At 68.3% G+C, this 23,144-nt stretch carries 22 protein-coding genes; 5 read left to right on the top strand and 17 right to left on the bottom strand.

The features are described from left to right. Nucleotide 1: 1 nt before the first annotated feature. The 3 genes from minC to QMO14_RS03805 all read right to left on the bottom strand — a co-directional run bounded on the left by minC (nt 2) and on the right by QMO14_RS03805 (nt 2,851). On the bottom strand, nt 2-760 hold the full coding sequence (gene minC / locus QMO14_RS03815) for a septum site-determining protein MinC (protein ID WP_301504593.1): 759 nt from the start codon (nt 758-760) through the stop codon (nt 2-4). A gap of 231 nt (nt 761-991) precedes the next feature. Continuing rightward, nucleotides 992-2,275 carry a solute carrier family 23 protein gene (locus tag QMO14_RS03810; RefSeq protein ID WP_301504591.1) on the bottom strand — a complete coding sequence of 428 codons (1,284 nt, stop codon included), beginning with the start codon at nt 2,273-2,275 and terminating at the stop codon, nt 992-994. A 153-nt stretch (nt 2,276-2,428) separates the two neighbouring features. Further along, nucleotides 2,429-2,851, bottom strand: a complete 423-nt coding sequence (locus QMO14_RS03805) for a hotdog fold thioesterase (protein WP_301504589.1) — start codon at nt 2,849-2,851, stop codon at nt 2,429-2,431. 93 nt (nt 2,852-2,944) lie between these two features. Here QMO14_RS03805 and QMO14_RS03800 point away from each other — a divergent pair, with 93 nt between their 5' ends. Beyond that, nucleotides 2,945-4,294, top strand: coding sequence for a hypothetical protein (locus QMO14_RS03800; RefSeq protein ID WP_301504587.1), 1,350 nt, complete (start codon nt 2,945-2,947; stop codon nt 4,292-4,294). A 16-nt stretch (nt 4,295-4,310) separates the two neighbouring features. On the opposite strand, the gene QMO14_RS03795 is transcribed toward QMO14_RS03800, so the two are convergent. Then, the gene (locus tag QMO14_RS03795) at nt 4,311-5,096 is read right to left on the bottom strand and encodes a crotonase/enoyl-CoA hydratase family protein (RefSeq protein WP_301504585.1); all 786 of its coding nucleotides are present in this window, start codon (nt 5,094-5,096) and stop codon (nt 4,311-4,313) included. Between the two features lie 77 nt (nt 5,097-5,173). Here QMO14_RS03795 and QMO14_RS03790 point away from each other — a divergent pair, with 77 nt between their 5' ends. After that, on the top strand, nt 5,174-5,980 hold the full coding sequence (locus tag QMO14_RS03790; RefSeq protein ID WP_301504583.1) for a PaaX family transcriptional regulator: 807 nt from the start codon (nt 5,174-5,176) through the stop codon (nt 5,978-5,980). Between the two features lie 12 nt (nt 5,981-5,992). On the opposite strand, the gene QMO14_RS03785 is transcribed toward QMO14_RS03790, so the two are convergent. The 4 genes from QMO14_RS03785 to QMO14_RS03770 all read right to left on the bottom strand — a co-directional run bounded on the left by QMO14_RS03785 (nt 5,993) and on the right by QMO14_RS03770 (nt 11,227). Continuing rightward, nucleotides 5,993-7,804: a feruloyl-CoA synthase gene (locus tag QMO14_RS03785; RefSeq protein ID WP_301504581.1), complete on the bottom strand. Its 1,812-nt coding sequence runs from the start codon at nt 7,802-7,804 to the stop codon at nt 5,993-5,995. 311 nt (nt 7,805-8,115) lie between these two features. Continuing rightward, a complete protein-coding gene (locus QMO14_RS03780; RefSeq protein ID WP_301504579.1) occupies nt 8,116-9,063 on the bottom strand; it encodes a 3-hydroxyacyl-CoA dehydrogenase NAD-binding domain-containing protein in 948 nt (315 codons plus the stop codon). After that, the gene (locus QMO14_RS03775) at nt 9,060-10,268 is read right to left on the bottom strand and encodes an ABC transporter substrate-binding protein (protein WP_301504577.1); all 1,209 of its coding nucleotides are present in this window, start codon (nt 10,266-10,268) and stop codon (nt 9,060-9,062) included. The genes QMO14_RS03780 and QMO14_RS03775 overlap by 4 nt, the downstream gene beginning before the upstream one ends. A 38-nt stretch (nt 10,269-10,306) precedes the next feature. Further along, nucleotides 10,307-11,227 carry a 3-keto-5-aminohexanoate cleavage protein gene (locus QMO14_RS03770; protein ID WP_301504576.1) on the bottom strand — a complete coding sequence of 307 codons (921 nt, stop codon included), beginning with the start codon at nt 11,225-11,227 and terminating at the stop codon, nt 10,307-10,309. A gap of 126 nt (nt 11,228-11,353) precedes the next feature. Here QMO14_RS03770 and QMO14_RS03765 point away from each other — a divergent pair, with 126 nt between their 5' ends. Next, on the top strand, nt 11,354-12,064 hold the full coding sequence (locus QMO14_RS03765) for a Crp/Fnr family transcriptional regulator (protein ID WP_184638991.1): 711 nt from the start codon (nt 11,354-11,356) through the stop codon (nt 12,062-12,064). 45 nt (nt 12,065-12,109) lie between these two features. Here the strand turns inward: QMO14_RS03765 and QMO14_RS03760 are convergent, their stop codons facing one another. The 3 genes from QMO14_RS03760 to QMO14_RS03750 all read right to left on the bottom strand — a co-directional run bounded on the left by QMO14_RS03760 (nt 12,110) and on the right by QMO14_RS03750 (nt 16,483). Beyond that, nucleotides 12,110-13,912, bottom strand: a complete 1,803-nt coding sequence (locus QMO14_RS03760) for an NAD(P)/FAD-dependent oxidoreductase (RefSeq protein ID WP_301504572.1) — start codon at nt 13,910-13,912, stop codon at nt 12,110-12,112. Nucleotides 13,913-14,097: 185 nt separating this feature from the next. Then, on the bottom strand, nt 14,098-14,499 hold the full coding sequence (locus tag QMO14_RS03755) for a hypothetical protein (RefSeq protein ID WP_301504570.1): 402 nt from the start codon (nt 14,497-14,499) through the stop codon (nt 14,098-14,100). Nucleotides 14,500-14,524: 25 nt separating this feature from the next. Continuing rightward, entirely contained in the window at nt 14,525-16,483 is a 1,959-nt protein-coding gene (locus QMO14_RS03750; RefSeq protein WP_301504569.1) for a sigma-54-dependent Fis family transcriptional regulator, read from the bottom strand. 169 nt (nt 16,484-16,652) lie between these two features. Here QMO14_RS03750 and QMO14_RS03745 point away from each other — a divergent pair, with 169 nt between their 5' ends. After that, a complete protein-coding gene (locus QMO14_RS03745; protein WP_301504567.1) occupies nt 16,653-17,066 on the top strand; it encodes a hypothetical protein in 414 nt (137 codons plus the stop codon). A 13-nt stretch (nt 17,067-17,079) separates the two neighbouring features. Then, a complete protein-coding gene (locus QMO14_RS03740) occupies nt 17,080-17,475 on the top strand; it encodes a hypothetical protein (protein WP_301504565.1) in 396 nt (131 codons plus the stop codon). Nucleotides 17,476-17,500: 25 nt separating this feature from the next. Here QMO14_RS03740 and QMO14_RS03735 read toward each other — a convergent pair whose 3' ends face one another. The 6 genes from QMO14_RS03735 to QMO14_RS03710 all read right to left on the bottom strand — a co-directional run bounded on the left by QMO14_RS03735 (nt 17,501) and on the right by QMO14_RS03710 (nt 23,035). Further along, nucleotides 17,501-18,202 (bottom strand): ABC transporter ATP-binding protein, encoded by a 702-nt coding sequence (locus QMO14_RS03735; protein WP_301504563.1) that lies wholly within the window; start codon nt 18,200-18,202, stop codon nt 17,501-17,503. After that, a complete protein-coding gene (locus QMO14_RS03730; RefSeq protein WP_301504561.1) occupies nt 18,202-18,948 on the bottom strand; it encodes an ABC transporter ATP-binding protein in 747 nt (248 codons plus the stop codon). Before QMO14_RS03730 ends, QMO14_RS03735 begins: the two co-directional genes overlap by 1 nt. Nucleotides 18,949-19,084: 136 nt before the next feature. After that, entirely contained in the window at nt 19,085-20,044 is a 960-nt protein-coding gene (locus QMO14_RS03725) for a branched-chain amino acid ABC transporter permease (protein WP_301504559.1), read from the bottom strand. Beyond that, nucleotides 20,041-20,913 carry a branched-chain amino acid ABC transporter permease gene (locus QMO14_RS03720; protein WP_301504558.1) on the bottom strand — a complete coding sequence of 291 codons (873 nt, stop codon included), beginning with the start codon at nt 20,911-20,913 and terminating at the stop codon, nt 20,041-20,043. The genes QMO14_RS03725 and QMO14_RS03720 overlap by 4 nt, the downstream gene beginning before the upstream one ends. A 146-nt stretch (nt 20,914-21,059) precedes the next feature. After that, the gene (locus QMO14_RS03715) at nt 21,060-22,235 is read right to left on the bottom strand and encodes an ABC transporter substrate-binding protein (RefSeq protein ID WP_301504557.1); all 1,176 of its coding nucleotides are present in this window, start codon (nt 22,233-22,235) and stop codon (nt 21,060-21,062) included. Further along, complete coding sequence (locus QMO14_RS03710) at nt 22,232-23,035, bottom strand: alpha/beta fold hydrolase (RefSeq protein WP_301504556.1); 804 nt, start codon at nt 23,033-23,035, stop codon at nt 22,232-22,234. The genes QMO14_RS03715 and QMO14_RS03710 overlap by 4 nt, the downstream gene beginning before the upstream one ends. Between the last annotated feature and the right edge of the window lie 109 nt (nt 23,036-23,144).

Below are 23,144 nucleotides of genomic sequence, written 5' to 3'. Positions count from 1 at the left end.
GTCAGGGAATGGGATCGATCGAGATTTTCTTGCCGTCCAGGCGCACCTGGGCCGGCTTGCCCAGCACCGTGTCGGGCAGCGGCACCTCGTTGGTCCGGTAGATGCCGGCCACGGCCACCAGCTGCGCTTCCATGCAGGTCGAGAAGATCCGGGCCTCGGTGTTGCCGCGCGCCCCGGCAATGGCCTTGCCGCGCAGCGGCGCGTACACGTGCACGTTGCCATCGGCGATGACTTCGGCGCCGAAACTCACCACGGCCGTCACCACCACGTCGCCGCCACGGGCGTACACCTGCTGGCCCGAGCGCAGCGGCTTGTCGATCAGGAGCGTGCCGCTGGCCGGCACCGGCACCTCGCGCACGATCTGGGGGGCTTCCGAAGCGGGGGGCTCGGCCGGCGGGGCCGGAGGGCGGGGGGCGGGAGCCGAGGGCATGGCCGCCACCGAAAGGCCGGCCGCGCGCGCGGCGGCGTGCTGGGCGTCGTTGCCGCCGCGCACAGCGATGGGCTGGGTCTGGTGGCGCGCCAGCAGGCCGCGCAGGGCGGCGAAGTCGATGTCGCCGTCGTCCTGCGCCTCCTGCAGCAGGGAGAGGTCGATCACCACCGGCTCCTGCTCGAAGAAGTCGGGCGAATCCGCCAGCTGGGCGTCGAGTGCCTCGGCCAGCACGTCCAGGTCGGACGTCTTGAGGATCACTGCGATCAGCGGCAGCGTGGCGCTCTTGAATTCGAAAACCGCCTTGGTGCGCGCGGCGGAGACATCGGCCATTGGGAAAACGTCGGTGCGAAAAGCGTTGGAGTCTAACGGGCGCGGGCCAAACGCCGGTGAAGGCCCCCCCGCCTCAGGCCCTCCGGCAAACACTTCTTTCATGAGGTTACCAAGCTACCCCCCCAGGCTTCGCGGCACTTCGTGTCGCTTCGCCAACCCCCTTGCGGGGGGCGATACCGGTGGCCCGGCAAAGCCGGTTCCACGGTATCTCTGCAAGGGCTCGCTCGCAGTTCAGTTCCTGGAGCGGCCCAGCAGCGCGTAAAGAATGATGGCGCCGAAGGTCGCGCAGCCGATGCCGCCGAGGGCGAAGTCGCCGAACTTCAGCGTGAAGTCGCCCGTGCCGACGATCAGCGTGATGGCCGCGACGATCAGGTTCCTGTTCTGCGAGAAGTCGACCTTGTTGTCGACCCAGATCTTGGCGCCCGCGATGGCGATCAGGCCGAACACCACGATGCTCACGCCGCCCATCACCGGCAGCGGAATGGCCTGGATCAGCGCGCCGAACTTGGGGCTGAAGCCCAGCACCAGCGCGATGACGGCAGCCACAACGAACACTGCGGTGGAGTAGATGCGCGTGGCCGCCATCACGCCGATGTTCTCGGCGTAGGTGGTCACGCCCGTGCCGCCCGCGGCGCCGCTCACCACGGTGGCGATGCCGTCGCCGATGAAGGCGCGGCCCATGTACGGGTCGAGGTTGCGGCCGGTCATGGCCGTCACCGCCTTCAGGTGGCCGAGGTTCTCCGCCACCAGGATGATCGCCACCGGTGCGATCAGCAGCATCGCGTTGGCCGTGAACACCGGCGCGGTGAAGGTCGGCAGGCCGAACCAGGCCGCGTTGGCGATGCCGCTCAGGTCCACCGGCTTGCCCATGCCCAGTCCGTTGGTCAGCGCCGCGTAGACCAGCGTCGCCAGAATCAGCCCCACCAGGATCAGCAGGCGCTGCAGCATGCCGCGCGTGAACACAGCCACCAGGCCCACGCAGAGGAAGGTCACGGCCTGCATCCAGGCGTCGAAGTTGCCGGCAGCCATGTTCTTGACCGGCACGCTCGCCAGGTTGAGCCCGATCACCGCCACCACCKCGCCGGTGACCACCGGCGGCATGAAGCGCTCGATCCAGCCCGTGCCGACGGCCTGCACGATCGCCCCGATGAGGATGTACACCACCCCGCAGGCCACGATGCCGCCCAGCGCCACCGCGATGTTGGCGTTGGGCCCCTTGCCCGCGTAGCCGCTGGCCGCGATCACCACGCCGATGAAGGCGAAGCTCGAGCCCAGGTAGCTGGGCACCTTGCCGCCTGTGACGAAGTAGAAGATGAGCGTGCCGATGCCGCTCATCAGGATGGCGATGTTGGGGTTGAAGCCCATCAGGATCGGCGCCAGCACCGTGGCGCCGAACATCGCGATGACGTGCTGCACGCCCATGGCGCCGGTCTGCAGCCAGGGCAGCCGCTCGTCCGGCGCGATGACCGCGCCGTTGGCCAGCGCGGACGCGGGCCGTTCAGTCCAGTTGAACATCTTTTTCTTTCTCCTCTTGTTGGGGTGTTGTGCGCGGGGGGTGCCCGGAACGCTCCGGCTTGCCCGGGGCGTGATTGTGGGCGATGAACCCCAGGCTGAACACCGGCACGCACCCTGTGCCCGGAGAAAGAAAAGACAGGGACAGGGTGTCGCTCAGCGCGGCTGCAGCACCGCCATCGTGATGCGCGACACGCAGGTCAGCTCGCCCGCCTCGTTGGTCAGGTCGATCTGCCAGACCTGCGTGGTGCGCCCCCGGTGCACCGGCCGCGCCGTGCCGATCACCCAGCCGCTGGTGACGGAGCGGATGTGGTTGGCATTGATGTCCAGGCCCACGGCGCGGTCGCCCTCGGGGGCGGAGTAGTGGGCGCCGCACGAACCCAGCGTCTCGGCCAGCACCACCGACACGCCGCCGTGCAGGATGCCGTAGGGCTGGCGGGTGCGCTCGTCCACCGGGCAGCGGGCGCGGATGAAGTCGTCGCCCACCTCCAGGAACTCGATGCCCAGCGTGGAGACGGCGGTGCCCACATGGTTGCTCGTCAGCGCCTCGACGGAGATCTCTTTTTTCCAGATACGCATTCGGTGCTTCTTTCTTCTTGCCTGTAACAGTGGCCAAAACTATAGCGATGGCGGCTGACAAACCGAGTCGCCTTTGCGTGCTACCTTGCGTCGATGAAGCTCCCCCTGCGCCGCTGGCTCCTGGGCATCGCCGTTGCGTTGCTGCTGGGCGCGGGTGCGCTGGTGTGGGTTGTGAGCGCTCGCCTGCCGACCGACGACGAGGTGGCGGAGAAGATCGCCGATGCTTTCGAGAAGCGCTTCGGCGTGGCCCTGAAGGTGGGCGGCGCCCATTGGACCCTGGTGCCGATGCCGATGCTCGTGCTGTCGGACATCGCCACCGATCAGCCGCGCCCCATCACCCTGCGCCGGGTCAGCGTGCAGCTGCAGCTCGCGCCGCTGCTGCGGCGCGTCATCGCGGCGGACGACGTCGAGGTCGAGGGCCTGGTGCTGCCGCGCGCCTCGGTGCGGGCCTTCAGGGGCAAGGGGCCCAAGCCGCAGGAAGGCGGCGGCGTCATTGCACTGCCGGCGCCTTGGACGCTCGCCCCCATTCCCGTGGAACAGCTGCGCTGGAAAGACGTGAGCTGGATCGACCGGCGCGACATCTCGCTGGCCTATGACGGCGACATCCGCTTCGACCCCGGCTGGCGTCCCCGCCAGGCGCGCATCGAGCGCGCCGGCACCCCGTCGCCGGTGCGGCTGCGCCTCGACCGCCAAGCCGGGCAGGACCGCTGGCGCACCCGCATCGACGTGGGCGGCGGCACCTGGAACGGCGTCTCCCGCATGGAGACGCAGCCCGACGGCAAGCTTCAGCTCTCCGCCGACCTGGAGCCGCGCCAGATCGACATCGAAAGCCTGGTGCAGGCCTTCGGCCGCCGCACCTCGGTGGCCGGCAGGTTCTCGGGCACCACCACGCTCGTGGCGGAGGCGGCGAGCGCCGAGGAGCTGGGCGCGCTCATCCGAAACCTGCACACCCGCACCACCTTCTCGGTGCAGCCGGCCACGCTGACGAAGCTGGACGTGGCCAAGGCCGTCACCACTGCCGGCATCAGCCGCGGCGGCACCACCAAACTCGACGAGCTCACCGGCACCCTCGACACCCAGGGTACCGAGGACGGCGTGGTGATGCTGTACAGCAACCTCAAGGCCCGCTCGGGCGTGCTCACGGCCAGCGGCAGCCTGAAGCTCTTCAACCGCAAGCTCGACGGCGAGATCGCGGTCGACCTCGTCGATGGCGTGGTCGGCGTGCCGCTGAAGCTGGGCGGCACCATGAGCGACCCAGAACTCTCGTTGACAGGCGCGGCGCTCACCGGCGCGGCCATCGGCAGCGCGGTGCTGCCGGGCGTGGGCACGGCCATCGGCGCGCGTGTGGGTCAGCGGGTGGAAAAGCTGTTCGGTACCGACAAGCCGAAGGCGAAGCCCGCAAGGCCCGCCACCAGGCCGAAGCAGCTCGCACCGCGGCATTGACGACGGCAACTCCTTCTCAAGGCTTGCCGAACTCGCCGTGGCGTCCCGCGCCGCCGGCAAAGCGCGCGGCGCCGGCCTGCCCCTCGGCGAAGACCACCGGCACGCCAAGGGCGCCCTCGCGGCGCAGGGCCTCGGCCAGCGGCATATCCCATTGTTCGTAGGCGGAGCGGCGGTCGGCCAGCATGCACCGCTGCGGGAAGGCGGCGAGTTCGCGCGCCAGCTGCCGCGCGGCTGCCAGCGCGCCGCCGGGCGGCGTCACACGGTTGACCAGGCCCATCGCCAGCGCCTCGGGTGCGCCGACCGCACGGCCCGTGAGGATCATGTCGAGCGCGCGTCCCATGCCCACGATGCGCGGCAGCCGCACCGTGCCGCCGTCGATCAGCGGCACGCCCCAGCGGCGGCAGAACACGCCGAAGACGGCGTCCTCGTCGGCCACGCGCAGGTCGGCCAGCAGCGCGAGCTCGAGACCGCCGGCCACCGCGAAGCCGTTCACCGCCGCGATCAGCGGCTTCGACAGCGCCATGCGCGTCGGCCCCATCGGGCCGCTGCCGCCGCCTTCGGGGTCGAGCTCGTTGCGGCGGGCGGGGTCGCCCACGGCGGAGAGGTCGGCGCCCGCGCAGAAGTTGCCGCCCGCGCCGGTCAGCACCGCGACGCGCAGCGCATCTTCGGCCTCGAAGCGGTCGAAGGCCTCGCGCAGTTCGGCCGCCACCCGGCCGTCGACCGCGTTGCGCTTGCCGAGCCGATTCAGGGTGATGGTGCAGACGGCGTCATCTGTGTCGCAGCTCACGTATTGCATGGCCATGCGCGCATCCTTCCGGGCAAAATTACATGCTCGATCACTCACGATGATCGTAGGAAATATTTCTCTCCCCTGCAAACATGGACAAAGTATGTAATGTGCCGGTCGCGGTTCCCAGTGCGCCCGACCTGATCCTCGACCTGCTGGTGGCCGACGGCGGCACGCTGAGCGCCCAGGCCCTGTGCCGCGCCGGGGCGCTCATGGGCATTGGCGAATCCACCCTGCGCGTGGGCCTGACGCGGCTCGCGGCCGACGGCAAGATCGCCCGCGGCGAGCGTGGCACCTACATGCTCGACCGCAAGGGCGCGGCGCTGTCGCGCACCGTCGATGCCTGGCGCAACCGGCAGGCGCAGACCGTCGCATGGCGCGGCGACTGGCTGGCGGTGCACGACGCGGGCGTGCCGCGCGCCGACAAGACCGCCTGGCGCCGCCACGTGCTCGCGCTGTCGCTGCGCGGCTTTGCCGCGCTGCACCCGGGCCTGCACATCCGGCCCGACAACCTCTCGGGTGGCCTCTCGGCCGAGCGCAAGCATCTGGCGGCACTGGGGCTGTCTTCCGAGGCGCTGGTGTTCCGCATCGCCGACCTCGACGAAGCGGCGCAGGCGGCCGCGCGCAAGCTGTGGAACGTGCGCGCCATGGAGGCCGACTATCGTCGCCTGCAGACGGGCGTGGAGCGCAGCGAGAAGCGGCTCGCCACCCAGAAGCTCGAGACCGCGACGCGCGAGTCGCTGCTGCTGGGCCGCGCCGTGATCGCGCACATCATCCGCGATCCGCTGCTGCCGGCCGAGCTCATGTCGGCCGCGCCGCGCACCGCGCTGCTCGCTGCCACCCGGCGCTACCAGGACAAGGCGCTGGTGCTGTGGCGCAAGTGGCTGGCGCAGCCGTAGCCGCGAGCGGCTTCAGATTTCCAGCCGCACCACCTCCGCGTCACTCCACGTGCGTGCATGCAGCCGCTGAACATCGGCCGCGCGCCGCGTCAGCACCGCGCGCTGGTTGATGTAGCCCTTGTCGGTGATCTCGCCCGCGTCGAGGCTGGGCGGCTCCGTCAGCACCAGCGCGCAGGCGGGGCATTGCGACGAGCCCGCGCCCTCGTCGCGCAGCGAGCGCAGCACGGCGGCGATGCGCTCGCTCATGGCATGCGGCGCAAGAGCGGCGCCCTGGGGGCTCGCGAACACCAGCATGCCGATCTCGTCGCGGTCGTGGCCGGTGAGCACGATGTCCTGCACGTGCGGCGCAAGCAGCGAAACCAGCTTCACGCGCAGCGTGCCCACCGACACCCAGGTGCCGGTGGAGAGCTTGAAGTCCTCCGCCACGCGGCCGTTGAAGATCACGCCCTGCGCGGGCCGCCCAGGGTCGGCAAGAAAGCCTGCGTCGCCGATGCGGTAGTAGCCTTCTTCGTCGAAAGCCTGCGCCGTCTCCAGCGGCGCGTCGCGATAGCCGGGGAACACCGAGACGCCCTTGACGCGCATCTCCAGCTTCTCGCCGTTGGGCACGAACTTCAGCTCCAGCCCAGGCAGCGGCGCACCGATGCAGCCGGCGCCGTCGAGCTTCCAGTGCGCGGAGGTGATGGCGGGCGAAGTCTCCGTTGCGCCCCACGAGGTGGTGAGCCACAGCGGCCGTGTCGGCCGCACGCGCGCCGCCACCGCCTCGAGCCTCTGCCAGGTGGAGGGCGCGAGCGCCGCCGCCGCATAGAAGGCAAGGCGCAGGCGCGAGAACACCTCGGTGGCCAGCGCGTCGTCGGCTTCGAGAAAAGGCAGCAGCATGTCGAAGCCGCGCGGCACGTTGAACAGCAGCGTGGGCTTCATCTCGCGCAGATTGCGCACCGTCTTCTCGATCAGCCCCGGCGCGGGCCGGCCCTCGTCGATGTAGAGCGCGCCGCCGTGGCACAGCACCATGTGCAGGTTGTGGTTGGCACCGAAGGTGTGGCTCCAGGGCAGCCAGTCGACCAGCACCGGCGCCTCTTGCGCAAGGAAGCGCCAGGTCTGCGCCATCATCTGCTGGTTGGCGCACAGCATGCGGTGCGTGTTGATGACCACCTTGGGCTTGCCGGTGGAGCCGGAGGTCAGCAGGTACTTGGCATGCGTGTCTGGCAGCACGTTGGCAAAGGCCTGCATCACGGCGGGCGTTTCCTGTACCGCGAGCAACTGCTCGAACGCGATTGCGCCCGGATGCGCATCGGCATTGCGGCTGAACACCGTGGCCGCCTCCACGCCGCAGCCCGCGAGCGAGCCGCCGTAGACCCTGGCGTCCGATGCATAGATGAGTGCCGGCTTCAGCGCCTGCAGCATGCCGTGCAGCCGCGACGGGTCTTTGGCCATGCGCGAGTAGGCGCTGGAGAGCGAGCAGGCGGTGCGGCCGATGTGCATGGCCGCGAGCATCAGCACCGCGTGGTCGACGGCGTTGTCCGAGAGGATCACGACCGGCTGGTTCGGCGGCAGCTTCATGTCGAGCAACGCCTGCGCGACGGCGCCGACCGCTTGTCGCAACGCGCGGTAGTCGAGCTTGCGCCAGCCTTCGCCGGTCTCGTCGCGCTCGGCGAGCGCCAGTGCGTCGGGTGTCTCGCGCGCCCAGCGTTCTATCCATTCACCGATGCAGCGCGCATAGGGCTTCAGTGCCACCGGCGAGCGCAGCGCGAAGGAGCCGTCGTCGAAGTCGATCCGTACCGTGCGGGGTGGGGCGATCAGGTTTTCGTCGTTGAGGAAGTCGGTCATTTGTGTTTTCCGGGTTTTGTTCGGGGCGCGTGCACAGGCCACCGGGTACTCCCCTCCGCGAATGTCCCCCGGCCTGCGGCCTCCTCCTTTATTTCGCTGCGGGGAGCACCCGGTGGCCTGTGCACAACGAGCGCCGCCGTTGTTCCGCTCGATCAACCAGTGCTCTGAACGATCACGCCGGCGGGGTGCCTTGCGCAGCGAAATAAAGGAGGAGGGGCGCAGCCCCGGGGGACATTCGCGGAGCAAGGTACCCCGTCGGCGTGAGCGCATCCCGAACGCACAGCGCAACGCTTCTAAAAACAAGGCCTCGTTCAGTCGAGCTTGCCGCTATCAGCCTTCGCGCGAATCAGGTCTAACAGCAGGGTGTCGCGTGCCGCTTCGAGGTCCGCCATGCGGCGCTGGCCCAGCTCCTCGTCGACGCCTTCCTTCACCTTCTGCTTCAGCGCGGCAGTCATCGACGGCGCGCCCAGGTCCTTCCACCAGTCCTCGATCGGTCCGCCCAGATGCGCCAGCACATGCTCGATGCCGCCCGCGCCACCCGACAGGTGCAGATTCATGAACGGACCCATCACCGCCCAGCGCAAGCCGGGCCCGTGCGCAATGGCCGTGTCGATGTCGGCCACGCTCGCCACACCCTCATCGACCAGGTGAAAAGCTTCGCGCCACAGCGCAGCCTGCAGCCGGTTCGCGATGTGGCCCTTGACCTCGCGCTTCACGTGGATCGGCCGCTTGCCGATGGCCGCATAGAAGGCCATCGCGCGTTCGATGGCCTCGGCCGAAGTCTGCTCGCCGCCGATCACCTCCACCAGCGGAATCAGGTGCGGCGGGTTGAACGGATGCCCCAGCACCACGCGCTGCGGATGCGCGCAGCCCGACTGCACGCCGCTGATCGCCAGGCCCGACGAACTCGATGCGAGGATGGTCTCCGGAGGCGCCGCTGCGTCCATGCGGCGGAACAGGTCGATCTTGAAATCCATGCGCTCGGGGCCGTTCTCCTGCACGAAGTCGGCCACCGACACGGCGTCTTCCAGGCTGTCGTGAAAGCGCAGCCGGTCGACCGAAGCACCCGGCGCCAGGCCGAAGCGCTCCAGCGTGGGCCAGTGCTGCGCCACCGCCGCGCGCAGCCGCTCTTCGGCGCCGGGCGAAGGATCGGTCGCGTTCACGTCGAGCCCGCGCGCCAGAAAGTACGCGGCCCAGCTCGCACCGATCACGCCGGTGCCGACCACCGCCACGCGCTTCACGTCCAGGGATGTGCTCATGTCGATTTCCACCGCGTGCAGCGGCTCTCCGCCTTGGTCGTCCATGCGGCCTCGCCGCGGATCGGCTCGACCACCTTGTAATAGTCCCATGGCTCCTTCGATTCGGCCGGTGTCTTCACCTGCATCAGGTGCATGTCGTGCACCATCAGCCCGTCGTCACGCAGCCAGCCGCCCTTGACGAACATGTCGTTGAATTTCGTCTTGCGCAGTTGCGCCATCACCTTGTTGGCCTCGTCGCTGCCCGCGGCCTTCACCGCCTGCAGGTACTGCAGTGCGGCCGAGTAGTCGCCGGCGTGGAAGGAGGAGGGCATGCGCTTGTGCTTGTCGAAGAAGCGACGCGCCCATTCGCGCGACTCGGGGCTCTGGTTCCAGTACCAGCTGTCGGTGAGGTACATGCCCTGCGATGCCTTCAGGCCCAGCGCATGCACGTCGTTGATGGTGATGATCATGCCGGCCAGCTTCATGTTTTTTCCGAGGCCGAACTCCGCCGCCGACTTGATGGCGTTCACCGTGTCGCCGCCCGCATTGGCCAGCGCCAGCACCTGCGCCTTCGAGTTCTGCGCCTGAAGCATGAAGGACGAGAAATCGCTCGCGCCCAGCGGATGCTTGACCGAGCCCGCCACCGTGCCGCCGCTGGCCAGCACGGTCCTGGTGGCGTCGTTCTGCAGCGCCGTGCCGAAGGCATAGTCGGCCGTCACGAAGTACCAGCTCTTGCCGCCGGCCTTGACCACCGCGCTCGCGGTGCCGCGGGCCATGGCCACCGTGTCGTAGGCGTAGTGCACCGTGTAGGGCGAGCAGTACTCGTTGGTGAGGCTCGACGCACCCGAGCCCACCACGAAGTACGGCTTCCTCTTGTCCGCCGCCACGCCGGCCATGGCAATGGCCGCACCCGAGTTGACGCCGCCGACCAGCATGTCGACCTTCTGCACGTCGAACCACTCGCGCGCCTTGGCGGCGGCGATGTCGGGCTTGTTCTGGTGGTCGGCCGTGACCAGCTCGATCTTCTTGCCGCCGATGGCGCCGCCCATGTCGGCGATCGCCATGCGGATGGCCTCGGCGCCGGCCGGGCCGTCGTAGTCGCGGTAGATGCCCGACATGTCGCTGATGAAGCCGATGCGGATCACGTCGTCCGACACCTGGGCCGAGGCGCCTGCGGCGAATGCCGTGCCGAGCGCCAGGACCAGTGCGGTGCGGGAAATGTTCATTCGATCTGTCTCCGTTCGTTGTTCTTTTGCGTGCCGGTTCAGCCCAATGCGAACTCGGGCCTCGGCGTGCCTACCCGCGGCAGGCCCATCATCTGCCGCGCCTCGGCGGGCGTAGCCACTTCCATGTCGAGCTCGCGGATCACGCGCACGATGCGCTCGGTGAGCTGCACGTTGGTGGCCAGCTCGCCCTGGCGGAAGTAGAGGTTGTCTTCCAGCCCCACGCGCGCATGGCCGCCCAGCAGCAGCGCCGCCACGTTGGCCTCGAGCTGCGACATGCCGATGCCGCTCACACCGAAGATGCTGCCCTTGGGCAGGGTGTCGACCATCATCTGCAGGAAGCGCGGCGAATACGGCATCGCGTTCTGGAAGTTGCGGTGCACGTTCATCACGAGATTGATGAAGTAGGGCTCGTCGTCGTGGCCCTCGCCGATCAGCGTGGTCGTGTCCTGCAGGATGTGCGTGGGGCTGAAGACTTCCCATTCGGGCTTGATGCCGCGCGCCTTCATGCCGGCGGCCAGTTCGCGGCCGCGGGTGATGGGCGTGTCCATCAGGATCTGCTTGCCCTCGAAGCTCAGGTTGAGCGTGGTGGCGTCCAGCGTGCACATCTCGGCGCCGGCGTCCATGCCCTTGATGCGCTCTTCCCAGGCGATCTCCCAGCGATCGCCCGCCAGCGGCTTCACCATGTCGCCATGCACGCCGCCGCCGGTGGAGTTGTTGATGACGATGTCGCAGCCGCCGGCGCGGATGCGGCTGTTGATGTCGCGGTACACGTTGGCGTCGCAGGTGGCGCCGTCGTCCGGGCGGCGCGCGTGGATGGCGACCACGCTGGCGCCGGCATTCCAGCAGCGCAGCACGTCGGCCGCGATCTCGGCGGGCTGGGTGGGGAGGTGGGGGTTCTGCGACTTGTGCGCCATGCCGCCGGTGGGGGCGATGGTCACGATCACTTTGCGCTTCGACATGCTCGGGCTCCTGGTGTCTTTCATGGGGGCCGCGCTATTATTTTTGGGTGCGCAGGCACACTCAGTCATCGCGACGACATTTGGGCTCAGGGTTTACGCACCCGCGCCTTCAGGAGCTTTCATTCCATGCCCACGACGAAGCCGGCCCCCAGGGCGGCATCGCTGACCATCCCGCAATTGCTGCAAGGCTCGGCCTGGTTCCCGCTGCTCGACGTGAGCGCGGGCGAGCGCGTGCTCGACGAGATGCGCGAGGTCGAGGTGGCGGCCGGTGCCGCGCTGTGCCGGCGCGGCGACACGCCGATGCACTGGTACGGCACGCTCGAGGGGTTGCTCAAGTGGTCGATCACCTCCAGCGACGGGCGCTCCGTGACCTTCGGCGGGCTCTCGGTGGGCAGCTGGTTCGGTGAGGGCACGCTGCTGCGCGCACTGCCGCGCTCGGCCGACATCATCGCGCTGCGGCCCAGCCGGGTGGCGGCGCTGCCGCTGGAAACCTTCGAGTGGCTGCACCGCACGCAGCGCGGCTTCGATCACTTTTTGCTGCAGCAGATCAACGAGCGGCTGCACTGGTTCATGGGCAACTACGCGGCGCACCGCCTGCTCGACGCCGACAGCCAGGTGGCGCGCGCGCTGGCGGGGCTGTTCCACCCCTGGTTGCACCCGGGCAGCGAGCCGCACCTGCAGACCTCGCAGGAAGAGATCGCGAACCTCTCGGGCGTTTCGCGCCAGCGCTGCAATGCGGCGCTGAACCGGCTGAAGGAAGCGGGGTTCCTCCGCATCGAATATGGCGGCATCACTGTGATCGACCTCGAAGGGCTGCGGCGGTTCATCAGCGAATGAGGGCTCGCTCCCTCTCCCCTCGGGGAGAGGGAAGCGAACACAGGCTCAGCGCGTATGGTGCGACGGTGCCCGTTCGTAAACCGGCGTGTCGATCCCTTCCATTCGCGCCTTCAACTGCAACGCCAGGAACTGCGAGTAGTGCCGCGACTGGTGCAGGTTGCCGCCGTGGAACCACAGGTTGTCGACCTGCGTGGGCTTCCACATGTTGCGCAGCTCGCCTTCCCACGGGCCCGGATCTTTCGGCGTATCTGAGCCCAGGCCCCAGCACTTGCCGACCTTGTCGGCGATCTCCGGCGAGATCAGGTCGGCCAGCCAGCCGTTCATCGAGCCGTAGCCGGTGGCGTACACCAGCAGGTCGGCCGGCAGCTCGGTGCCGTCGGTCAGCGTGACCGAGCGCTCGTTCACCCGCTCGATGTTCACGCCGCTCTTCAGGTGGATGCTGCCATTGGCCACCAGCTCCGAGGCACCCACGTCGATGTAGTAGCCCGAGCCGCGCCGCAGGTACTTCATGAAGAGGCCCGAGCCGTCGACGCCGAAGTCCAGCAGGAAGCCCGCCTTCTCGAGCCGCGCGTACAGGTCGGCGTCGCGCTTCTTCATCTCCTCATACACCGGGATGTGGAAGGTGTGCATGATCCTGTAGGGCACCGACGCGAAGATCAGGTCGGCCTTGTGGTGGTCGATGCCGTTCTTCACCGCCTGCTCCGAATAGAGCCCGCCCAACGCCAGCTCCATCAGCGACTGCGAGGGCGCGATGTGCGTCGACGAGCGCTGGATCATCGTCACGTCCGCGCCGTGCTCCCACAGCGCCGCGCAGATGTCGTGCGCCGAATTGTTCGAACCCAGCACCACGCACTTCCTGCCGGCATAGGCCTCGGGCCCCGGGTGCTGGCTGGAGTGGTGCTGGTCGCCCTTGAAGTTCTCCGCGCCCGCAACCTTCGGCACGTTCGGGTAGCCCGACACGCCCAGCGCGAACACCAGCTGCCTCGGCCGCAGCACCACCGGCTTGCCCTCGCGCTCCACCGTCACCTCCCAGCGCTGCGTGGCCTCGTCGAAGCGCGCCTTCTTCGCGGTGGTGGAGCTCCAGTAGTTGAGCTCCATGATCTTCGTGTACATCTCCAGCCAGTCGCCGATCTTGTCCTTGGGCGCGAACACCGGCCAGTCGTCGGGGAAGGGCATGTAGGGCAGGTGGTCGTACCAGACCGGGTCGTGCAGGCACAGCGACTTGTAGCGCTTGCGCCAGGAGTCGCCGGCCTTCGCGTTGCGCTCCACGATGATCGTCGGCACGCCCAGCCGCCGCAGCCGCGCGCCCAGCGCGATGCCGCCCTGGCCGCCGCCGATGACCACCACCTCGGGCTGCTCGGTATAGCCGAGCGCCGCCTCTTCGTCGCGGCGCTTCTCGAGCCAGTTCTTGCGGCCCTTGTGCACGCCATGCTCCGCGCCCTTGACGCGGTTGTCGCCCGTCTTCTCCTCGAAGCCCTTCAGCTCCGTCATGGTGGTGAGCAGCGTCCATGCCTTGCCGTTGCGCAGCCGCAGATGGCCGCGCCCGCGCGCCACGCGTGTCTCGAAAGTGAACCACGCATCGACCACCCCATCGGCCTCGGTCGCCTCGCCCTCGACCGCGAAGGCCGTGGGCTGCGTGTCGGCCAGCCGCGCCTGCAGCATCGCGCGGATCGCCTCGGGGCCTTCCTGCGTGCGGATGTTCCAGGTGAAGGCGACGAGGTCGCGCCAGAAGCCGTCGGGCTCGAACAGCGAGACGGCCTTTTCGATGTCGCCGCCCGCGAGCGCGGCGGCGAAGTCGGTGAGCCATTGGGCCGCGGCCCGCGTGGGGCCGGTGGTGGGGTCTGTCATTGCATGTCTCCGTTGCGTTGTTGATGGATGCGCGGCGCCTTGGGGACGGCGCGGCATGCATTGCGCAGCTTTCGTGCCGTGCGAGGGGCGACGATGGATCAATGACTTGCGCGGGGTTTTGTCGCAGCGGAAGCGTTTGTCGCACGCCGCATGCGACGAAGGCGAGACAACTGTCGCAGCGCGTCTCAGGCGTCCGCCAACGGCCGGCCTTCGCGCCAGAAGCCGCGAAGCTTCTTCCACCACCTTGCGCTCTCCGGCGGCAGGAATGGCTCGAACCGGTCCGGCGACGTGTCGGGGCCGTGCATGTTCGTGTTCTGGAGATCTTCGAGCAGGCCGACCGTGGCTGCCTCCTGCACGAAGGAGTCTCCTTCTAGGTGCAGCCTTTCAACGACCAAGAACACGCGGCGCAGTGTGGCGTGGTCGCCCGTCGCCAGGAGATCGCAGAGGTGCCGCGCGAAGCTGCCAAGAACGATGTAGTACGGAAGCGGAGGATCGTCCGCGTATTCGGCCTGGAACTCCTCCCACGTGCCGGCGAAGGCGGGGCTGGCCTCCACCAGCAGCGGGATCATCCGGGAAGCATCGATCATGTGGGTGCGGCCTGCATTGGGGCGCTCATGATGACATCCTGCGCGGCGGCGCAATGCCGTGGCGCTTCATGTGCCGGTACACCGTGGCACGGCTCAGGCCAAGTTCGTCGGCCGCGCGTGCCACGTGCCATCGGTGGCGCCTGAGCAGTTCGATCAGCTCGGTGGCGGCGATGCCGTCTGCGTCGTCGGACGAAGGGGCGGCGACACGGGCCACGATGGCCGGGGCGACGTTGCCTGATCGTGCGGGCAACTGGAGCTGGATGTCTTCTGCGCTGACCCGTCCATCGCTGCACAGCGCCAGCGCCAGCCTCAGCACATTGCGCAGCTCCCGCAGATTGCCGGGCCAGACGTGCGCCAGCAGCCGTCGCATCGCATCTTCCGACAGCCGTGCCGGCGAAGCCATCGCCGCAGCCTCCTCGTTGAACATGCCCTCGATCAGATAGCGCATGTCGCCGCGCTCGCGCAGCGCCGGCAGCTTCAGCACCGCGCCGCACAGCCGGTAATAGAGATCCTCGCGGAAGTGCCCCGAGGCCACCAGCCCGGACAGGTGCCGATGCGTCGCGGCCACCACGGCGATGTCCACGCACTGAGGTGACTCGGCGCCCAGCGGCAGCACCTCGCCTTCGGAGAGCACGCGCAGCAGTCGCGTCTGCAGCGCCATCGGCATGTCGCCGATCTCGTCGAGGAACAGTGTGCCCCGGTCGGCCTGCGCGATCAGGCCCTTCATGCCCTTGGCGCGGCCGCCCGTGAAGCTGCCGGGCGTGTAGCCGAACAGCTCGCTCTCGATCAGCGAATCGGGAATGGCCGCGCAGTTCACCGCCACGAAGGGCATCGCCGCGCGGTTGCTCGCGCCGTGCAGCGCGCGGGCCAGCACTTCCTTGCCGCTGCCGGTCTCGCCCTCGACCAGCACGTGGATGCCCCGGTCCACGAGGCGGCGCGCCTGCGCGAGCAGCTTCTGCATCGCCGGATCGTCGCCCGCGATGCGCTCCAGCGGCGGCAGGCGGTCGTTCGGGCGTGCGGCGGGCGACGCGGGGGCGGCGACCGAAGGCCTGCGCATGCGTGGCGCCAGCAGCGACGCGTGGTACTCGCCGCCACCGGGCAGCAGGACCGTGTGGGCGAAGGGCATAGCCGACGCGCCGCCGTTGCCGATGCGCCAGATCGCATCCATCGGCATGTGCAGCCATTCGGATATCGCGCCGCCCAGCGCTCGCCCCGCGAAGGCCTGCCGCGCGCCGCCGTTCGCGCCCACCACGGTGCCGCCTTCGTCGAAGGCCAGCATCACCTCGCCCGCCACGTCGACGAGCCCGAAGGCGCTGCCCAGCCGCAGGATCCAGTGGCCGCGGAAGCTGCGCAGGAAGTCGGCGTCCTCGATCATCCGTGCGTAGATGGCCACCAGGTGCCGCACGAGATGCTGGCTCTCCCTGGCTTCGGGCGAGCGCAGCGCCGACACGTCGAGGATGGCCGTGAGCTTGCCGCTGTGATCGAACAGCGGTGCGGTGGTGCAGGTGAGCGCGATGTGCGTGGCGTCGAAGTGCTCGGTCTGGTGGCAGGTCATCGGCTGGCGCTCGACCAGGCAGGTGCCCACGCCGCACGTGCCCGCGTGCGCCTCGTTCCAGTCGGCGCCCAGGTAGAGGCCGGCCTTGCGCAGCTGGTCGTCCCATGCGGGGTTGCCGATGTAGTCGACGGTGATGCCTTCGGCGTCGGTCAGCAGCACCATGTAGCCGAGGTCGGCCACGCGGCGGTAGATGTCCTCCATGCCCGCGCGCGCGGCGCGAAGGAAGTGCTCGAGCTGCTGCTGGTGCGCGCGCACCTCCTGCGCCGGAAGAATGCGTGCGGGCGTCGGCTTCGACGGATCGAGCCCGTGGTCGCGCACGCAGCGCGCCCACGACTTGTGGACCAGGCTCTGCGCCGGATCGGCCACCAGCGCCGTACCGGTGGCGATGGAGTAGACGTTGTCGATGTGGCGCGATTGCAGGGACGTCATGCGCGGCCTCGCGAGTGGAGGGGAATGGGAGCGCGCGGCCATGCCGGGGCCGTGCAGCCGTCCATCATTCGGCTGTCGCGCTGTCGCAGGACAGAGGTGAAACCCGGTGGAGAACCCCTTCGGTTACGCTTCCTGACGATTGCCTTTTCGCAGTCGAGGAGGTTTGCGCATGTCACAGGTCCTGCTGGAGGGCTACACCGTAGACGAAGTTCTTCAGTTGCCGAATGAAGAACTCCAGGCGATCGTTCTGAAAGACGAGCCACTTGTTTTCAACGCGGGCAGCGCCAACATGCTCGGCCGGTTCAAGGTGGATGGCGACGCGCTGGTCATGGAGCTTGCGCACATCGATGGTGGCGGCGAGGGCGCGTTGCCGAGCGTGGCGTCGCTGGCCAATCGCTATGCCAGGCGTGAAGGCCTGGCCTTCGTCGAGTGGCGGGTTCATGCGGTGCATTGCGCGGATCCCAACCTCAAGCTTCGGCGTGTTCTGGAAAAACGCGGCTTCGTCGTTCGCAGCATTCCGGAAACGGGGGAGTGCTATTGGTTGCGAGTGCCGGTCGACGCGGTGTCGCAAGCGGGCCATTGAACCGGTAGTTGGCATGGCGTCACCCGAATCCATCCACCAGCTTCTCACCGTGGCGGCCAGATTGCTCGACCGTGCAGCGTCGGAGATACGGGACGCCAGGCTCGAACCCGTTCGCGGAAACATCGGGCGGACCGGCGAGATCCTTGCCGGGATATTCGAGATCGAGCAGCAGATATACCTGCTCCGGCCCGAACTGAAGCCAGCCTATCTGAACGCGCTCTCGCCATACCCGGAGTCCAACAAGCTGCTCACGCGCTTCATGTTCGAGGCGTGCCAGCTCGAAGATGCAGGGGAGTTCGGTCGTGCCATCGAAAAGTACGAGGAGTACCTGTCGCTCGAAGAGTCAACACATCACCGCGAAATTGCGGAAGGCGAGATTCGAAGGCTTTCGAAAAGAGACGACCCCTGAATTCCGAGCATCCCGGTATCGATTTTCAGACGCCGAGCAGCTCCTCCAGCACATGCGGCTCCCCCAGGAGATCCGCCGATGCCCCGTGCCGCACGATCTGCCCCTTCTCCATCACCACCGCCAGGTCGGTATGCGCCAGCACCTTGCGGTAGTCGCGGTCGACGATCAGCGTGGCGATGCCTGTTGCGCGGATCTCGCCGATCACGCGCCAGATCTCGGCCACGATGAGCGGCGCGAGGCCTTCGGTGGCCTCGTCGAGGATCAGGAGGCGCGGGTTGGTCATGAGCGCGCGGCCGATGGAGAGCATCTGCTGCTCGCCGCCAGAGAGCTGCTGGCCGCCGTTCGAGAGGCGCTCGGACAGGCGCGGGAAGGTGGCCATCACGCGGTCGAAGGTCCATTCGCGGCGGCCGTCGATGCCGGCGCGCTCGCTCATCACGAGGTTCTCGCGCACTGACAGGTTCGGGAAGATGCCGCGCCCCTCGGGCACGTAGCCGATGCCCAGTCGCGCCATCTTCTCGGGCGGCAGGCCGGTGACGGTGCGGCCGTCGACCTGCACTTCGCCCGACGCGGGGCGCACGTAGCCCATCATGGTGCGGATCAGCGTGGTCTTGCCCATGCCGTTGCGCCCGAGCAGGCCGACCGAGGTGGCCGTGGGAACGGCGGCATGCACGCCGCGCAGGATGTGGCTGTTGCCGTAGTAGGTGTTGAGGTCGCGTACGAGCAGCATCAGTGGTCTTCCCCAAGATAGGCGGTGCGCACTTCCGGGTTCTCGCGGATCTCGGCCGGGTTGCCCGTGGCGATGACCGCGCCGTTCACCATCACTGTGATGCGGTCGGCGATGCGGAACACGGCGTCCATGTCGTGCTCCACCAGCAGGATCGCGTGCGTGGCCTTCAGCCGCGCGAGCAGCGTGAGCATGCGGTCGGTTTCCTCCGCGCCCATGCCGGCGAGTGGTTCGTCCAGCAGCAGCACGCGCGGGTTGGTGGCCAGGCACATCGCCACCTCGAGCTGGCGCTGCGCGCCGTGGCTCATGGTGCCGGCGATGCGCTGTGCCTCGTGCGCGAGGCCGGCCGCCTCCAGCGCCGCGTCGGCCGAGGCACTGCTGGTGGCGCAGCCGCGCGAAGACTGCCAGATCGCCCAGGGCTTCGGCATGGCGGCCTGTGCGGCGAGCCGGCAGTTCTCGTGCACGCTGAACTCCGGGAAGATGGTGGTGCGCTGGTAGCTGCGGCCCACGCCGTCGCGCGCGCGCTTCCACTGCGCGCGGCCGGTGATGTCCGTGCCGTTGAGCGTGATGCGGCCCTCGCTGGCCTCGATCTCGCCCGAGAGCATGTTGATGAGCGTGGACTTGCCGGCGCCGTTGGTGCCGATCACGGCGTGCACCTCGCCCACGTGCAGGTCGAGCGTGACGGCGTTGACGGCGGTGAGGCCGCCGAAGCGGCGCGTGAGTTTTTCGACGGAGAGCAGGGCATTCATGGTCTTGCTCCCTCCCCCTTCGGGGGAAGGTTGGGATGGGGGCTTGCGGCGTGGGCGGGCGCTGTGCGTGCGTCGAGGCTGCTTGCCCCCACCCCGGCCCTCCCCCAGCGGGGGAGGGAGGAAGTCAGGGTGCAGGTCATGCGGTGTCCTTCGGCGACAAGCGCTGCACGAGGCCGATCAGCCCCTTGGGCAGCAGCGCCACGAACACGATGATCGTGAGCCCCAGCGTCAGCTGCCAGTGGTCGGCCAGCGGGCCCATCACCGCGTGCGTGGAGAAGATTTCCTTCAGCAGGGTGAATGCCACCGCACCGATCACCGCGCCGCGCAGGTGGCCCAGGCCGCCGAGGATCACCATCAGCAGCACCTCGCCCGAGTTGTGCCAGGCCATCAGCTCGGGGTTGACCACGCCGTCTCGCGAGGCCAGCAGGAAGCCCGCGAGCCCGGCCAGCGCACCGGCCAGCACGAAGGCCGCGAGCTTGTAGCCGTACACCGCGAAGCCGGCGGCGCGCATGCGCTGCTCGTTCACGCGAATGCCCGCCAGCGCAGCGCCGAAGCGCGAGCGCCGGATGAGCGCCAGCAGGGCGTAGGTGAACACCAGCGAAGCCAGCACCACGTAGAACAGCACCGTGCGGTTCTCCATGTCGAGCGCGCCGATGGCGGGCCGCACGTACATGTAGATGCCGTCGCTGCCGCCGCCGACCTTGGTGTCGTGGAACACGAAGAAGGCCATCTGCGCGAAGGCCAGCGTCACCATGATGAAGTACACGCCGCGCGTGCGCAGGCTTAAAGCGCCGACGAAGAGCGCGTAGAGCGCCGCCGCGCCCATGGACAGCGGCAGCAGCAGCGCGAAGTTGCCGCCCTCGTTGCCCGAGGCCAGCACCGTCACGTAGGCGCCGATGCCGTAGAACGCCGCGTGGCCCAGGCTCACGAGACCGGTCATGCCAACGAGCAGCTCCAGGCTCAGCGCGAAGATCGAGAGGATCATCACCTTCACGATGAAGTCCGATGCGTAGTTGCCCATGAGCGGGCCGGCGATGCCGACGGCGACCGCGCAGGCCACGGGCAGCAGGAATGAACTCTTCTTCATGGCCGTCATGCCCGCTTCCCCATCAGCCCCTCGGGCTTCCAGATCAGCACGATGGCCATCAGCAGGTAGATGCCGATGCCGCTCAGGTCCGCGAAGAACACCTTGCCGAAGGTGTCGACGAAGCCCACCAGCAGCGAAGCCACCAGCGCCCCGGTGATGGAGCCGATGCCGCCGATCACCACCAGCACGAAGCAGATGATGAGCACGCTCGCGCCCATGTTCGGATACACCGAGGACATCGGCGCGGCGATCATGCCGGCCAGCGCCGCGAGCGCCACGCCCGCGGCGAACACGATGCGGTAGAGCCGCTTCACGTCGATGCCCAGGCCGCGCACCATGTCGCGGTTGCTCGCGCCGGCGCGGATCATCATGCCCAGGCGCGTGCGGTTCACCACCCAGTACAGGCCCACGGCCAGCACGATGCAGGCGGCCGACGCGAAGAGCCGGTACCACGGGTAGCTCATGACGCTGCCCAGCGCGAAGCTGCCGTCGAGCCACGCGGGCACCTTCACGCCGTGCACGTCGTTGCCCACGAGGATGGAGCGCAGCTCCTCGAACACCAGGATCAGGCCGTAGGTCATGAGCACCTGCTGCAGGTGGTCACGCTGGTAGAGGTAGCTGAAGAAGGCCCATTCGAGCAGGTAGCCGAAGACGGCCGCCAGCACCACGCCGGCCACCAGCATCAGCAAAAACTGATCGCCGAAGACGGGCGCGAGCGAGAACGCCATGTACGCGCCGATCATGTAGAAGCTGCCGTGGGCGAGGTTGATGACGCCCATGATCCCGAAGATCAGCGTCAGCCCCGAGGCCACGAGGAAGAGAAGCAGTCCGTACTGAACCGAGTTCAGGCACTGGACAAGAAAGGTTCCGAAATCCACGAGGAGGTTCTCTCAGGGCGGGATCGTTGAGGAGGGATGCAGTTCGCGGGACACCGCGGAACCGGCTTCGCCGGGCCGCAGGTGTCGCCCCCTGCAAGGGGGTTGGCGCAGCACACGAAGTGCGCGAAGCCTGGGGGTGTACCTATTTACATCCGGCAACCGCGAGCGGGGTCAGCGAGGCCCTTGATGGCCGTGCTCACCAGCTTGTTCTCCTTGCCCTCCACCTTGCGCAGGTAGATGTCCTGCACCGGGTTGTGCGACTTGCTCACGGTGAACGCGCCGCGCGGGCTGTCGATCTTCGCCTTCTCGATGGCGGCTGCGAACTCGGCCTTCTTCGAGATGTCGCCCTTGGTGGCGTTCAGGCCCACGCCCAGCATCTGGGCTGCGTCGTAGCCCTGCACCGCGTACACGTCGGGCTGCAGCTTGAACGACTTGGCGTAGGCGGTGCGGAAGGCGTTGTCGCGCGGCGTGTTCAGGCCGTCGGCGTAGTGCAGCGTGGTGAGCATGCCCTGGGCCGAATCGCCCTGCGCGTCGAGCGTGCCGTCGGTGAGGAAGCCGGGGCCGTACAGCGGGATGGTCTTGTTCAGGCCGGCGGCCTGGTAGTCCTTGACGAACTTCACCGCGCCGCCGCCCGCGAAGAAGGCGTACACGGCGTCGGGCTTGGCCGCCGCGATCTCGGTCAGCAGCGCCTGGAACTCCACGTTGGGGAAAGGCAGGGTGAGCTGCTTGTCGACCTTGCCGCCGTTCTTCTCGAAGCCTTCCTTGAAGCCGGCGACCGACTCGTCGCCCGCGGCGTACTTCCAGGTGATGGTCATCGCCTTCTTCTTGCCCTGCTGCTTGGCTGCCACTTCGCCCATGGCGTAGGCCGGCTGCCAGTTGCTGAACGAACTGCGGAAGATGTTGGGCGCGCACATCGGGCCCGTCACCGCGTCGGCGCCGGCATTGGGCACGATCAGCACGGTGCCGCTTTCCTTGGCGGCCTTGGCCATGGCCATCGCCACGCCGGAGTGCACGGTGCCGACGATCACGTCCACGTTGTCGCGCTTGATGAGCTTGTTGACGTTGTCGGTGGCCTTGGCAGGGTCGGATTCGTCGTCGACCTTGAAGTACTCGATCTCGCGGCCGGCGAGCTTGCCGCCCTGCTCGTCGACGTAGAGCTTGAAGCCGTTCTCGATGGCCACGCCCAGGGCGGTGTAGGTGCCGCTGTAGGGCAGCATCAGGCCGACCTTGAGCTTGCCCGTGCCCTGGGCGCCGGCGGCAGTCGCCAGCGAGGCGAAGGCGATGGCCGTGAGGGCGAGGCGGGCGGTGCTGCGAATGGTCATGGTGTCTCTCTCCGATTTCTGGTGATGAAGGAAGTGGCCGCGACGATGACACGATCCGGCTGATCGCGATGCGGGGAATGCCCGCATTGAGGGATTTCCAGCAGCTCGCATCCATCGACGCGCGCGGCGATGCCGCGGATCTGCGCGAGGGTGCCGTACTCGTCGTCGATGCCCTGCACGGCGAGCACGGGGCAGCGGATGGTGTCGAGTTCGCTCTCGATGTTCCAGTCGCGAAATGGCGGGTGCAGCCAGATCCGGTTCCAGCCCCAGAAGGCGGAGTCGGCGCTGTCGTGGTAGCGGCCCAGCTTCTGCGGCAGGTCGGTGCCGAGGTAGGCGGTGCGCGCGTTCTCGATGTTCGCCACCGTCACGTCCTCCACGAAGATGTGCGGCGCCAGCACGACGAGGCCCGCCACCTTGTCTGGAAAGCGCGAGGCGTACAGCAGCGAGATCGAGCCGCCGTCGCTGTGGCCGAAGAGCCAGGGTTTCTGGTCGTTCAGGCCGAGCGCGGCGAAGAGGGCGGGCAGCACCTCGTGCGCCTGGCGGTGCATGAAGTCGACGTCCCAGATCTCGTCTTCCGCGCGCGGCGTGGAGCGGCCGTAGCCGGGGCGCGAGAAAACGAGGCCGCGCACGCCGGCGGCTTCGCACAGCCGAGCGGGGAAGTCTTTCCACATCGCGACCGAGCCGAGGCCTTCGTGCAGGAACACGACGAGCGGGGCGGTGGTGCGCTCGGGGGCGATCCACTGGCATTCGATGCGCACCTCGCGGTCGCGCCAGGTGATGGTGGCGAAGTCGGTGCTCATGGTTGCTGCTCCTTCCCCCTTTGGGGGAAGGTCGGGATGGGGGCAAGCGGCGCTTGCAAAGGCTGTGCCTGCATGGAGGCCGATGCCCCCACCCCGGCCCTCCCCCAGC

The organism is Variovorax sp. CAN15 (genome assembly GCF_030462475.1).
Taxonomy (GTDB): Bacteria; Pseudomonadota; Gammaproteobacteria; order Burkholderiales; family Burkholderiaceae_C; genus Variovorax.
This window is presented reverse-complemented; position numbering and strand designations above follow the sequence as displayed.

Coding starts and splice junctions, on each gene's coding strand:
- minC (WP_301504593.1), bottom strand. CDS start 760: ATGGCCGATGTCTCCGCCGCGCGCACCAAGGCGGTTTTCGAATTCAAG.
- QMO14_RS03805 (WP_301504589.1), bottom strand. CDS start 2,851: ATGCGTATCTGGAAAAAAGAGATCTCCGTCGAGGCGCTGACGAGCAAC.
- QMO14_RS03800 (WP_301504587.1), top strand. CDS start 2,945: ATGAAGCTCCCCCTGCGCCGCTGGCTCCTGGGCATCGCCGTTGCGTTG.
- QMO14_RS03795 (WP_301504585.1), bottom strand. CDS start 5,096: ATGGCCATGCAATACGTGAGCTGCGACACAGATGACGCCGTCTGCACC.
- QMO14_RS03790 (WP_301504583.1), top strand. CDS start 5,174: ATGGACAAAGTATGTAATGTGCCGGTCGCGGTTCCCAGTGCGCCCGAC.
- QMO14_RS03785 (WP_301504581.1), bottom strand. CDS start 7,804: ATGACCGACTTCCTCAACGACGAAAACCTGATCGCCCCACCCCGCACG.
- QMO14_RS03780 (WP_301504579.1), bottom strand. CDS start 9,063: ATGAGCACATCCCTGGACGTGAAGCGCGTGGCGGTGGTCGGCACCGGC.
- QMO14_RS03775 (WP_301504577.1), bottom strand. CDS start 10,268: ATGAACATTTCCCGCACCGCACTGGTCCTGGCGCTCGGCACGGCATTC.
- QMO14_RS03770 (WP_301504576.1), bottom strand. CDS start 11,227: ATGTCGAAGCGCAAAGTGATCGTGACCATCGCCCCCACCGGCGGCATG.
- QMO14_RS03765 (WP_184638991.1), top strand. CDS start 11,354: ATGCCCACGACGAAGCCGGCCCCCAGGGCGGCATCGCTGACCATCCCG.
- QMO14_RS03760 (WP_301504572.1), bottom strand. CDS start 13,912: ATGACAGACCCCACCACCGGCCCCACGCGGGCCGCGGCCCAATGGCTC.
- QMO14_RS03755 (WP_301504570.1), bottom strand. CDS start 14,499: ATGATCGATGCTTCCCGGATGATCCCGCTGCTGGTGGAGGCCAGCCCC.
- QMO14_RS03750 (WP_301504569.1), bottom strand. CDS start 16,483: ATGACGTCCCTGCAATCGCGCCACATCGACAACGTCTACTCCATCGCC.
- QMO14_RS03745 (WP_301504567.1), top strand. CDS start 16,653: ATGTCACAGGTCCTGCTGGAGGGCTACACCGTAGACGAAGTTCTTCAG.
- QMO14_RS03740 (WP_301504565.1), top strand. CDS start 17,080: ATGGCGTCACCCGAATCCATCCACCAGCTTCTCACCGTGGCGGCCAGA.
- QMO14_RS03735 (WP_301504563.1), bottom strand. CDS start 18,202: ATGCTGCTCGTACGCGACCTCAACACCTACTACGGCAACAGCCACATC.
- QMO14_RS03730 (WP_301504561.1), bottom strand. CDS start 18,948: ATGAATGCCCTGCTCTCCGTCGAAAAACTCACGCGCCGCTTCGGCGGC.
- QMO14_RS03725 (WP_301504559.1), bottom strand. CDS start 20,044: ATGACGGCCATGAAGAAGAGTTCATTCCTGCTGCCCGTGGCCTGCGCG.
- QMO14_RS03715 (WP_301504557.1), bottom strand. CDS start 22,235: ATGACCATTCGCAGCACCGCCCGCCTCGCCCTCACGGCCATCGCCTTC.
- QMO14_RS03710 (WP_301504556.1), bottom strand. CDS start 23,035: ATGAGCACCGACTTCGCCACCATCACCTGGCGCGACCGCGAGGTGCGC.